Genomic DNA, 11,574 nt, shown 5'->3' with positions numbered 1-11,574 from the left:
GCTGTCGGAGCGCGGCCGCGCCGACCAGATACGACCCCGGCTCGGTCGACGGTGCGGACGGCCGGGCCGGGGTCTTCCCCTCGTGGTGAAGGAGCAAGCAGCCCCATGCCCATCGACGCCGCCAAGGCCACCTCCGCCGAGCCGCGGACCACCGAACTCGCCTGGGACCACAAGGACGTCCAGCTCTACCACCTCGGCATCGGTGCCGGTGCGGCCACTCCGGAGAAGGCCCACCCGGCCACCGACCCCGACGAACTGCGCTACACCCTGGAGAGCGCACTGCACGTCCTGCCCAGCTTCGCCACCGTCGCCGGCGGCGGGATGGCGCTCGCCGGCGGGCTCTCCGCGCCCGGCATCGACGTCGACCTCGCCGCGGTCCTGCACGGCGGCCAGACCGTCACCGTGCACCGGGCCCTCCCGGTGAACGGCCGCGCCACCCAGACCTCGTCCGTCCCCGCCGTGTACGACAAGGGCAAGGCCGCCGTCATCGTGCTGCGCTCCGAGGTCGCCGACGACGAGGGCCCCCTGTGGACCTGCGACACCCAGATCTTCGTCCGCGGCGAGGGCGGCTTCGGCGGCGAGCGCGGCCCCTCCGCCCGCCTCGAACTCCCCGACCGCGCCCCCGACCTGAGCACCGAACGCCGTATCCGCGCCGACCAGGCGCTGCTCTACCGCCTCTCCGGCGACTGGAACCCGCTGCACGCCGACCCCGAGTTCGCCAAGCTCGCCGGATTCGACCGGCCGATCCTGCACGGGCTGTGCACCTACGGGGTCACCCTCAAGGCCGTCGTCGACACGGTGCTGGACGGTGACGTCACACGGGTGCGCTCCTACACGACCCGCTTCGCCGGGGTGGTCTTCCCCGGGGAGACGCTGCGGATGCGGCTGTGGCGGGAGCCGGGCCGGGTCCTGGTGTCGGTCACCGCGGCCGACCGGGAGGACGCGCCCGTACTGGCGGACACCGTGGTGGAGCACAGCTAGGGCGAGTCCGCCCTGGGCCCGTCCGGCGCAGGCGTCGCGGTCCCGGCCGTGAGCCGCCGGACAGGCCCACGACGCTTCGTCCGGATCTGAAGCGCCCCCGAGCGATCCGAGAGGCCGCCCCGGCCGGTCCGGACGGGGCCGGAGTGCCGTCCGTACGAGAGGAGCCGTGACATGCGCGCAGCCGTACAGCACGAGACAGGGCAGGACAAGCTCGAAGTCCTCGATGACATCGAGGCGGTGGGCTTTGGCCCGGGCAAGGTCAAGATCCGCATCCGGGCGACCGGACTGTGCCACTCCGACCTCTCCGCGATGAACGGGGTGCTGCCGCAGCCCGCCCCCTTCGTCCCCGGTCACGAGGGCGCCGGTGAGGTCCTCGGCGTCGGCGACGGCGTCACCGGACTCGCGCAGGGGGACCGCGTCCTGATGTGCTGGCTGCCCGCCTGCGGCAGCTGTCCGTCCTGCCGGCGCGGCCAGACCCATCTGTGCCTGGCCGGATTCATGAACGCCGGCACCCCCAACTTCCGGCGCCCCGGCGGGGACGTCTTCGGCTTCGCCGGCACCGGCACCTTCGCCGAGGAGGTCGTGGTCGCCGCCAACTGCGCGGTCCCGATCCCGGACGACGTCCCATACGAGATCGCCGCGCTGATCGGCTGCGGTGTCACCACCGGGCTGGGCGCGGCCCTCAACACGGCCCGGGTGGAGGCCGCTTCCTCGGTGGCGGTCATCGGATGCGGCGGTGTCGGCATCTCCGTCATCCAGGGCGCGAGGGCCTGCGGCGCCGCCCAGATCATCGCCGTCGACCCGGTGCCCGCCCGCCGGGAGGCCGCACTGCGCTTCGGCGCGACCGAGGCCGTCGCCCCGGAGGAGTTCGCCGACGCCAAGGCCCGGATCACCGCGGGGGAGGGCTTCGACTACGTCTTCGAGGTGGTCGGCAAGTCCGCCACCGCCCGTACCGCCTACGAGATGACCCGCCGCGGCGGCACTCTCTGTGTGGTCGGCGCGGGCGCCATGGACGACACCTTCCAGGTCAACATGTTCGAGCTCTTCTTCGACGAGAAGCGGATTCTGCCGTCCCTGTACGGCGGCGCGGACGTCCTGCGCTCCTACGAGCGGGCCATCGCCCTGTGGCGGGCCGGCCGGATCGACCTCGAAGGCCTGATCACCCATCGCGTCCAGCTCGCCGAGGTCAACGACGCGCTCGACCAGATGCGCTCCGGCACCGCGCTGCGCACCTGCATAGAGATCTGACGCCCACCGTTCACCCCTCGCAGCGCACCGCACCGCACCGCGTGCCGCGACCACTGGAGAGGACAGGAATGGCACAGCCACTGGAGGGCCTGACCGCGATCGTCACCGGGGCCGGGCGCGGTCTGGGCCGCGCCGAGGCCCTCGAACTCGCCCGTCTCGGCGCACGGGTCGTGGTCAACGACTACGGGCAGCCGGGCCGCGACGGTACGGGGGAGGCCTCAGCGGCGCCCGCCGAGGACGTCGTCGCCGAGATCCGTGCGGCGGGCGGCACCGCCGTCGCCCACCTCGGTGACGTCGCCGACCACGCCCAGGCCCGCGCCCTGGTACGGCTCGCGGTCGAGACCTACGGACAGCTCGACATCCTGGTCAACAACGCGGGCATCCTGCGCGACCGGATGGTGTTCTCGATGACCGAGGACGAGTGGGACTCGGTCATCCGCGTGCACCTCAAGGGCCACTTCAACACCACCCACTTCGCCGCCGTCCACTGGCGCGAGCGCGCCAAGGCGGCCGGCGGTCCGGTCCACGGCCGGATCGTCAACACCTCCTCCGAGGCGTTCCTCGCGGGCTCGGCGGGCCAGCCCAACTACGCCGCGGCCAAGGGCGGCATCGTCGGCCTGACGACCTCCACGGCGCTGGCACTGGGCAAATACGGCGTGACCGCCAACGCGATCTGCCCGCGCGCCCGCACCCGTATGACCGAGGACGTCTTCGCCGGCTTCCAGGAGCCCGCGGACGGCCGGCTCGACGCCCTCGCGCCCGAGCATGTCGCACCGCTCGTCGGGTACCTCGCCTCACCGGCCGCGGCCGGGGTCAACGGACAGCTGCTGGTCGTCCACGGCGGCATGGTCGCCATCGCCGAACGCCCGCGGATCGCCGCCCAGTTCGACACCACGAAGGAGGTCTTCAGCTTCGAGGAGCTGGATGACCTGCTGACGCCGTACTACGCGCAGCGCCCGCCGAACGAGACCTTCGCGGCGGCCGAGGTGCTGGGCCTCAAGCACGGCTGAGCCCAAGCGAACGGCCGTGGCCGCCGCCCCGCTGTCCTGGGGCGGCGGCCACGGCCGTGTGCACGCGGTCGGCGGTCGGGGCCCGCCGGACGGCCCTACGCGTCCTGCGGCTGCTTGTCCCGGCGGTGCCGGCCGTGGGCGGCGGAGTCGGACTCCTCCGTGGCGGCCGGGCCACGATGCCTGCCGGAGCTTGCGGCCTCGGCGGCCTGGGCGGATGCCTCCTGGGGGCGCGCCTGGGTCGTGTCGGTTCGGGCTTCGGACATGGAAAGAGTCACTCCGTCAGTTCGCTTACAGCTGTACGCATCGGGACCTCGCCCGACGACCGCCAGGGCTGCTCCCGAGCGGCACTGCCGGTGGCCGGTCAACCGGCTGCGCAGCTCCCGGCCGGAATTCTAACGGGGCCGGAAATCGCGCTCCACCGGGTCTAGCGGGCCGCCAGAGGTGCTTCTTGCAGGGGAACTGGCCTGCACATGTGGGGATGTCCGGGGGCGGGCGGCGGTTCCGCGTCCGCGGCCTGAGGATGTGCAGATGCTGTGGAGCGGTTGTCGGCATCCCCTGCATCCGGGACAATCCCCCCTTCGCTCCCTAGGGCACCTCCGGAGGGCGGCGCGTCCGCGGGCCGCACGGCCTCCACTCCGGACGACGGCGCTTCCCCCGGCCACACGGCCTCCACCGGCTCCACCGCCCCCAGGGGCGCCACCGCCTCCCAGCGCTCCACGGCCTCCGAGGGCGCCACCACCGTCACGGGCGGCTCCACCGCCACCGGCCGGGGCGCCCCCACCGGCGCCCCGGTCCAAGCCGCCTCCCGCCGCCCCGCGGCCCACGGCCCGGCCGCCTGCCGCACCGGCCCCATGGGACCCAGGGGCCACACCGGCTCCACCGGCTGTACCGACCTGGCAGGCCGCACCGGTTCCACCGCCCCTACGGGCTCCTCGGGCTCCGCGGCCTCCCCCGGCTCCATCGGTTCCGAGGCCCCCATGACCTCCACCGGCTCCACCCCCACGGCCAGCCGCGCCACCCCGCACGGCTCCGCCGCCGTCGCGTACGGCAGCAGCAGGTCGCCGGCCGCCGTCCACCGCCCGGTTCCCCCCAGCCAGCCCTCCGGTGCCGGGTACTGCCGCAACTGCCGCCCGGAGGGCCGCCAGACGCCCAGCCAGCCGCTGCCCGCCGCGGTCATCCGGAACGCCACCGCACAGCTCTCCGGCGCCAGCGCCTGCCCCGGCTGCACCGCGAACGGGGTGACCGTCGCGCCCGTGGGCCGCAGGCACTCGGGGAAGCGCACCGGCAGGCTGCTGCCCAGGACGCCCCAGCCGAGCCGGTCGTGCCCCGGGGCGTCCGAGCGCACGAGCAGCAGCCCGCTGTCCGGATCGGCCAGCAGCAGCCGGTCGTTGCTCTCCTCGGTGATCTGGAGCAGCGGACCGGTCTCGCCGCCCCGCTCCAGGTCGACCACCACGGTCTTGGTCCGTCCCGCCAACTCCCGGTCCAGCGCCAGCAGTCGGCCGGTGCGGTCCAGCCACACGCCGCCCGCGCAGCGTCCCGGGATGCGGGCGATCCGCTCGGGCCCGCCCGTCCCGCCGTGCAGCAGCCACAGCGCGGTGTGCTCCGCCTCGGGGGCGAGGGCGTGGGCGAGGGTTCCACCGGGGGCGGGCGGCAGCAGGGTCAGCCGGGGGGCCGCCACGGCGCCCAGCAGGAGTTCGCCGGTTCCGGGGCCCGCCGGGTAGAGCAGGGAGACGGCGAAGCGGTCGGCGACCCGGCGCAGGATCAGCACCCGTCCGTCCGTGAGCGGCAGCAGCGCGCTGTCCGGCTCCTCGGGCTGGGTGCCCTGCAGCGGCACGGCGTACGGCGCGGGGCCGCTCAGCGTCCAGCGCTCCGGAAACCAGCTTCCGGCGGCGTCGTCGTGCCGGGTGAGCCGGGCGGCGTACGAGCCGTCGGCGGCGATCGTCAGGCGCCCGGCGAGCGGGCCGGCCGGCGCCCTGGTGTCCTCAGTGGCACAGATCGTCATCGAGTGGTCACCTCCAGTCGGCAACCGAAACTAGTTTTCGTACTTCCGGCCGAACACTGCAAGTTGTCGCACTTCACGCATAAGGGTGGCAGTTGTCCGGTTCGCCGGTGCCGGGCCGGGGGCTTGTGCTCCGGGGCCCGTCGGGTGCCGGTGCGGCGGGCGCGGGCGGGCCCGCGCCGTCCGTTTCCGCGCTCTGCCGCAGGGGAGCCGGAAGGGGCCTCGACCCGACGCCATGTCACAGCCGGGAGGTAACCTTCCACCCGTGCCCGTACTGTCTGAAGTCCTCACCGCGCTCGACGCCCTCTGGCCCCCCGAGCGGGCCGAAGGGTGGGACGCCGTCGGCACGGTCTGCGGAGACCCCGGCGCGGAGGTCCGCCGTGTGCTGTTCGCCGTCGACCCGGTCCAGGAGATCGTCGACGAGGCGGTCACGCTCGGCGCCGACCTCCTGGTCACCCACCACCCGCTCTATCTGCGCGGCACGACGACGGTGGCGGCCTCGACCTTCAAGGGCAAGGCCGTGCACACCCTCATCAAGCACGACATCGCCCTGCACGTCGCGCACACCAACGCCGACACCGCCGACCCCGGTGTCTCCGACGCCCTGGCCGGCGCGCTGGACCTGCGCATCGTCGGCCCGCTGGTCCCGGACCCGAGCGATCCGGCGGGCCGCCGGGGCCTCGGCCGGATCTGCGAGCTGCCGCATCCGATGACGCTGGCCGAGCTCGCCGCCCACGCCGCCGAGCGGCTGCCCGCCACCGCGCAGGGCATCCGGGCGGCCGGCGACCCGGACCGCGAGATCCGCACCCTCGCCGTCTCCGGCGGCTCCGGCGACAGCCTCTTCGACGCGGTACGGGCGGCCGGTGCGGACGCGTTCCTCACCGCCGACCTGCGTCACCACCCGGCCTCCGAGGCCACCCAGAAGAGCCCGCTGGCGCTGCTCGACGCCGCCCACTGGGCCACCGAATGGCCGTGGTGCGAGCAGGCCGCGGCCCAGCTCGACGCGGTCTCCGACCGGCACGGCTGGGGACTGCGCACGCATGTCTCCCGTACGGTCACCGACCCCTGGACCGCCCACGCGGCGTCCACCCGATTCGTCACCCCGACGCACACCACAGGAGCCCCACGCTGAACGCCGCGCCCGCCGACCAGATCCGCCTCCTCGACGTCCAGTCCCTGGACGTGAGGCTCACCCAGCTCGCCCACCGCCGCAACAACCTCCCCGAGCTGGCCGAGCTGCAGACCCTGGAGGCCGACCTCATCCAGCAGCGCGACCTGCTCGTCGCCGCGCAGACCGAGGAGAGCGACACCAGCCGCGAGCAGACCAAGGCCGAGCAGGACGTGGACCAGGTGCGCCAGCGCGCCGCCCGCGACCAGAAGCGCCTGGACTCCGGTGCCGTCACCTCCCCCAAGGACCTGGAGAGCCTCCAGCGCGAACTGACCTCGCTGGCCAAGCGCCAGGGCGACCTGGAGGACGTCGTCCTGGAGGTCATGGAGCGCCGGGAGTCCGCCCAGGAGCGGGTCACCGAGCTCACCGGCCGGGTCGAGGCCATCCAGGCCAAGGTCGACGACGCCACCGCCCGCCGGGACGCCGCCTACGCCGAGATCGACGCCGAGTGCGCGACGGCCGCCAAGGAGCGCGAGCTGACCGTCGCCGACATCCCGGCCGATCTGCTCAAGCTCTACGACAAGATCCGCGCGAAGGAGGGCGGCGTCGGCGCGGCCCGCCTCTTCCAGCGCCGCTGCGAGGGCTGCCGGCTGGAGCTGAACATCACCGAGATCAACGATGTGCGCGCGGCCGCCGCCGACACCGTCGTGCGCTGCGAGAACTGCACCCGCATCCTGGTCCGTACGCCCGACTCGGGTCTGTAGGCCGTGGCCCGCACGCTGATCGTCGAGGCGGACGGCGGCTCCCGGGGCAACCCGGGGCCGGCCGGCTACGGCGCGGTCGTCCTCGACCCGGAGTCCGGCGAGGCGCTGGCCGAGGCCGCCGAGTTCATCGGCACCGCGACCAACAACGTCGCCGAGTACAAGGGGCTGGTGGCCGGTCTGCGGGCGGCGCACACCCTCGATCCGCAGGCGCGGGTCCGGGTGCGGATGGACTCCAAGCTCGTCGTCGAGCAGATGTCCGGGCGCTGGCAGATCAAGCACCCGGACATGAAGCCGCTGGCCGCCGAGGCCCGGTCGGTCTTCCCGGCCGGCCAGGTCACATACGAGTGGATTCCCCGCGCGCGGAACAAGCACGCCGACCGGCTCGCCAACGAGGCGATGGACGCCGGGAAGGCGGGCCGGCAGTGGGAGCCGCGCGACTCCCGGGCGGCGCTCGCCACCGGCACCGCGCCCGCCCGCAGCGCAGCCGCCCGAGCGGCCGACGAGGCCGCCGGGACGGCGGAGGCGGCGGACGCGGCCCCGAGCGCTCCGGCGGCCGGCTGGGGCGCCCCCGACCTCGGTCCGCCCGCGACCTTCGTCCTGCTGCGGCACGGCGAGACCGCGCTGACGCCGGAGAAGCGGTTCTCCGGCAGCGGCGGCACCGACCCCGAACTCTCCGCGGCCGGACGCCGTCAGGCCGAGGCGGCCGCCGTCGCGCTGGCCGCCCGGGGCACGGTCCAGGCCGTCGTCAGCTCACCGCTGCGGCGCTGCCGGGAGACCGCCGGGGCGGTCGCGGACCGGCTCGGCCTGGAGGTCCGTATCGAGGAGGGCCTGCGCGAGACCGACTTCGGGGCCTGGGAGGGGCTGACCTTCGCCGAGGTGCGCGAGCGCTTCCCCGAGGACCTCGACGCCTGGCTCGGCTCCGCCCGGGTGGCGCCGACCGGCGGCGGTGAGTCCTTCGCGACGGTCGCCCGCCGGGTCGCCGTCGCCCGCGACAAGCTGCTGGCCCGGTACGCGGGCAAAACGGTGCTGCTGGTCACGCATGTGACCCCGGTCAAGACGCTGGTCCGGCTGGCGCTGGGCGCCCCGCCGGAGTCGCTGTTCCGGATGGAGCTCTCGGCGGCGTCGCTCTCCGCGGTCGCGTACTTCTCCGACGGCAACGCCTCGGTGCGGCTGCTGAACGACACCTCGCACCTGCGGTAGCGGGGCGTCCCCGGAGCGGACACGGGCCCGGCACCCCGGACGACCGGGGCGCCGGGCCCGTCCGCGTACGCACCGCCGTCAGGCCGCCAACGCCGCCGCCTCCTGGGCGAGTTGGCGCACCCGGCCCCAGTCCTTCGCGGCCAGCGCCTCGGCCGGCAGCATCCAGGTGCCGCCGACACAGCCGACGTTGGGCAGCGCCAGATAGGACGGCGCGGACGCCAGGCCGATCCCGCCGGTCGGGCAGAAGCGGGCCCGGGGGAGGGGCGCGGCGAGTGAGTGCAGATACGGGGTGCCGCCCGCCGCCTCCGCCGGGAAGAACTTCATCTCGGTGACGCCCTCGTCCAGCAGGGTCACCACCTCGGAGGCCGTCGAGACCCCCGGCAGGAACGGCACCCCGGAGTCCTTCATCGCGCCCAGCAGCCGCGGCGACCAGCCGGGGCTCACCAGGAAGCGCGAGCCGGCCACGAGGGCGTCCTCGATCTGCTCGGGGGTGAGCAGGGTGCCCGCGCCGATTACCGCTTCCGGGACCTCCCGGGCGACGGCGCGGATCGCGTCGAGCGCCGCGGGCGTCCGCAGGGTCACCTCGATCGCGGGCAGCCCGCCGGCGACGAGCGCACGGGCGAGCGGTACGGCGTCCTCGGCGTCGTGCAGCACGACGACCGGGATGACCGGGGCGAGCCCGAGGACGGAAGGGGCGGCGGGGGAGGCGGCGGCGCTGGTCACGCCGCCCATGGTGCGCCGTCCGCCCACCCTCCGCAACGAGCGTTGCGCATGCTGCAACGTAGCGTGCTAAAGCTCCGTGACGATCACATCGAGGGCCCACGCCTTGCCGGCCTTCGCGGGCGCCTCCGCCTCCACCGCGTAACCCAGCTCGCGCAGCGCCGCGACCAGCTCCGCCGGACCGTCCGGATCGAGCCCCGCCGTCAGCAGGTCCCGCACCAGCCGCCCCTTCGTCGCCTTGTTGAAGTGGCTGACCACCGACCGCTTCTCCACACCGGCCACGGTCTTCGACTGGAGCACCCGCACCGTCGCGGTCCGCCCGGCCACCTCGCCCTTCGGCTTCCACGCCGTCGCGTACGCCGCCGACCGCAGGTCCAGCACCAGCCCCTCCCCGGCGGCCGCCGGCAGCACCTCGGTCATCGGCGCCCGCCAGTACGCGCCCAGCGCACCCAGCCCCGGCAGCTTGACGCCCATCGAGCAGCGGTACGACGGAATCCGGTCGCCGATCCGCACCGCGCCCCACAGCCCCGAGAACACCAGCAGCGACCGCTCGGCCCGCCGCCGCGCCGCCGCGTCCAGGGACGCCAGGCCGAGCGCGTCGTAGAGCACCCCGGTGTAGATCTCCCCGGCCGGCCGGGTCCCCGCCGTCCGCAGCCCCGCGTTCTTGGCGACCTCGCCCTTGAGGCCCTCGCTGAGCCCGAGCACCTCCTGGGCCTTGACCGCGTCCGCCGCGCACAGCTCGACCAGCTCCGTCAGCACCGTCTCGCGCGCCGCGGTCAGCCCCGGCAGCGACAGCGCACCGGTGTCCAGCGGCGCCCCGGCCTCCGCGGCGGCCTTCCCTTCGGACGGCGGCAACAGCACGAGCACGGTGATTCTCCTTCACGGCGGTACGGGCGGGGTTCGGCCCCGGGAAAGCGTAGGGCCTGCGGCGGCCGGGCGCGGACCCCGCTCGGCGCCCGGGGCCCGGGGCGGCACCGCACGGCGCGCCGTGAGCGGCCGCCCGCCATACGCTCGGTGTCATGCCCCGTCTCCATATGCATGTGACCGACGCAGCCGAGGCCCCGCTGCGTGTCGCGCTGCATGAGCTGCGCGGCAGGCTGGAGATCCCGGACCACTTCCCGCCCACGGCCCAGGCGGAGGCGGAGAGCGCGGCCCGCGCCCCGCGCATCCCGGCCGCGGACGGCGCCGTGGCGACCGAGCACACCCTGGAGGACGCCACCGACCTCCCCCTCTTCACCCTCGACCCGCCCGGCTCCCTCGACCTCGACCAGGCGATGTTCCTCTCCCGCCGCCCGGCGCCACCCGGGGCGAAGGGCAGGGGCGGCTACCGCGTCCACTACGCCATCGCCGACGTCGCCTCCTTCGTCACCCCCGGCGGCGCCCTGGACGCCGAGGCGCACCATCGTGTGACGACCCTCTACTTCCCCGACGAACGGGTCCCGCTGCACCCGTACGTGCTCAGCGAGGGCGCCGCCAGCCTGCTGCCCGACCGGGACCGCCCGGCCGTCCTGTGGCAGCTCGACCTCGACGCGGACGGCGCCCTGACCGGTGTCTCCGTACGCCGCGCCCTGGTCCGCTCCCGGGCCAGGCTGGACTACGCGGGCGTCCAGCGGATTCTCGACGACGACACGGCCGAGGAGCCGCTCGCCCTGCTGCGCGAGATCGGGCAGCTGCGGGAGGAGCGGGAGGTCGCCCGGGGCGCGATATCCCTGAACGTCCCCGAGCAGGAGATCGTCGAGCTGGACGGCCGCTACACCCTCGAATACCGCGCCCCGCTCCCCGCCTACGCCTGGAACGCGCAGATCTCCCTGCTCACCGGCATGGCCGCGGCCGAGCTGATGCTCGCCTCCGGCACCGGCATCCTCCGTACGCTGCCGACCGCTCCCGACGGTTCGGTCGCCCGGCTCCGGCTGACCGCCCGTGCGCTCGGCGTCGACTGGCCCCACCACACCTCGTACGCGGCCCTGATCCGCACCCTCGACCCGCGCCGTGCCGCCCACGCCGCCTTCCTCCAGGAGTGCACCGCCCTGCTGCGCGGCGCCGGCTACACCGTCTTCGACGGCACCGCCCCCGCCGCCTCCGACGCTCTGCACGCCGCCGTCGCCGCCCCGTACGCCCATGCCACCGCGCCGCTGCGGCGCCTGGCCGACCGCTACACCTCCGAGCTGTGTCTGGCCGCCTCGGCCGGCGCCGCGCCGCCCGACTGGGTCCGCACCGCGCTCCCCGCGCTGCCCCGGGAGATGGAGCTGGGCACCCGGCGCGCCAACCAGGTGGAACGGGCCTGCGTCGACCTCGTCGAGGCGGCCCTGCTGCGCGACCGGGTCGGCGAGATCTTCGAGGCCCTGGTCGTCGAGATCCAGGAACAGGACCCCACCCACGGCACCGTCCACCTCTACGACCCGGCCGTCATCGGCACCGTCGAAGCCGCCCCCGAAGGCCCCGCCCTCCCCCTGGGCCACCGCATCCCGGTCCGCCTCACGGAAGCCGAACCGGGGCATCATCCGGTCCGCTTCACGCCTGCTTGAGGGGTGGGGTGGGGGCTCG

11 protein-coding genes are annotated in these 11,574 nt (G+C 74.8%); 7 read left to right on the top strand and 4 right to left on the bottom strand.

Features of this window, described 5'->3' with window-relative positions:
- Positions 1 to 105: 105 nt before the first annotated feature.
- The 3 genes from ACWC9R_RS21575 to ACWC9R_RS21565 all read left to right on the top strand — a co-directional run bounded on the left by ACWC9R_RS21575 (position 106) and on the right by ACWC9R_RS21565 (position 3,239).
- Positions 106 to 981 carry a MaoC/PaaZ C-terminal domain-containing protein gene (locus ACWC9R_RS21575; protein WP_450733704.1) on the top strand — a complete coding sequence of 292 codons (876 nt, stop codon included), beginning with the start codon at positions 106 to 108 and terminating at the stop codon, positions 979 to 981.
- A gap of 171 nt (positions 982 to 1,152) precedes the next feature.
- Positions 1,153 to 2,229 carry a Zn-dependent alcohol dehydrogenase gene (locus ACWC9R_RS21570; protein WP_450733702.1) on the top strand — a complete coding sequence of 359 codons (1,077 nt, stop codon included), beginning with the start codon at positions 1,153 to 1,155 and terminating at the stop codon, positions 2,227 to 2,229.
- 68 nt (positions 2,230 to 2,297) lie between these two features.
- Positions 2,298 to 3,239 carry a 3-oxoacyl-ACP reductase gene (locus ACWC9R_RS21565; RefSeq protein ID WP_450733700.1) on the top strand — a complete coding sequence of 314 codons (942 nt, stop codon included), beginning with the start codon at positions 2,298 to 2,300 and terminating at the stop codon, positions 3,237 to 3,239.
- Between the two features lie 95 nt (positions 3,240 to 3,334).
- On the opposite strand, the gene ACWC9R_RS21560 is transcribed toward ACWC9R_RS21565, so the two are convergent.
- Positions 3,335 to 3,502, bottom strand: a complete 168-nt coding sequence (locus ACWC9R_RS21560; protein WP_450733698.1) for a hypothetical protein — start codon at positions 3,500 to 3,502, stop codon at positions 3,335 to 3,337.
- A gap of 161 nt (positions 3,503 to 3,663) precedes the next feature.
- A complete protein-coding gene (locus ACWC9R_RS21555; protein WP_450733696.1) occupies positions 3,664 to 5,241 on the bottom strand; it encodes a hypothetical protein in 1,578 nt (525 codons plus the stop codon).
- Between the two features lie 262 nt (positions 5,242 to 5,503).
- Between ACWC9R_RS21555 and ACWC9R_RS21550 the strand changes: the two genes are divergently transcribed.
- Genes ACWC9R_RS21550 through ACWC9R_RS21540 form a run of 3 tightly spaced genes read left to right on the top strand, consistent with a single transcriptional unit; the run spans position 5,504 to position 8,310 of the window.
- Positions 5,504 to 6,370 (top strand): Nif3-like dinuclear metal center hexameric protein, encoded by an 867-nt coding sequence (locus ACWC9R_RS21550; RefSeq protein WP_450733694.1) that lies wholly within the window; start codon positions 5,504 to 5,506, stop codon positions 6,368 to 6,370.
- The gene (locus ACWC9R_RS21545; RefSeq protein WP_450733752.1) at positions 6,367 to 7,110 is read left to right on the top strand and encodes a zinc ribbon domain-containing protein; all 744 of its coding nucleotides are present in this window, start codon (positions 6,367 to 6,369) and stop codon (positions 7,108 to 7,110) included. The genes ACWC9R_RS21550 and ACWC9R_RS21545 overlap by 4 nt, the downstream gene beginning before the upstream one ends.
- Before the next feature lie 3 nt (positions 7,111 to 7,113).
- Positions 7,114 to 8,310: a bifunctional RNase H/acid phosphatase gene (locus ACWC9R_RS21540; protein WP_450733692.1), complete on the top strand. Its 1,197-nt coding sequence runs from the start codon at positions 7,114 to 7,116 to the stop codon at positions 8,308 to 8,310.
- A gap of 78 nt (positions 8,311 to 8,388) precedes the next feature.
- Here the strand turns inward: ACWC9R_RS21540 and eda are convergent, their stop codons facing one another.
- A complete protein-coding gene (eda, locus tag ACWC9R_RS21535; protein ID WP_450733690.1) occupies positions 8,389 to 9,042 on the bottom strand; it encodes a bifunctional 4-hydroxy-2-oxoglutarate aldolase/2-dehydro-3-deoxy-phosphogluconate aldolase in 654 nt (217 codons plus the stop codon).
- 57 nt (positions 9,043 to 9,099) lie between these two features.
- Positions 9,100 to 9,897 carry a peroxide stress protein YaaA gene (gene yaaA, locus ACWC9R_RS21530; protein WP_450733688.1) on the bottom strand — a complete coding sequence of 266 codons (798 nt, stop codon included), beginning with the start codon at positions 9,895 to 9,897 and terminating at the stop codon, positions 9,100 to 9,102.
- A 152-nt stretch (positions 9,898 to 10,049) separates the two neighbouring features.
- Between yaaA and ACWC9R_RS21525 the strand changes: the two genes are divergently transcribed.
- Positions 10,050 to 11,555, top strand: a complete 1,506-nt coding sequence (locus ACWC9R_RS21525; protein ID WP_450733687.1) for an RNB domain-containing ribonuclease — start codon at positions 10,050 to 10,052, stop codon at positions 11,553 to 11,555.
- Positions 11,556 to 11,574 lie beyond the last annotated feature (19 nt).

This window comes from Streptomyces sp. NPDC001219 (assembly GCF_053597915.1).
This window is presented reverse-complemented; position numbering and strand designations above follow the sequence as displayed.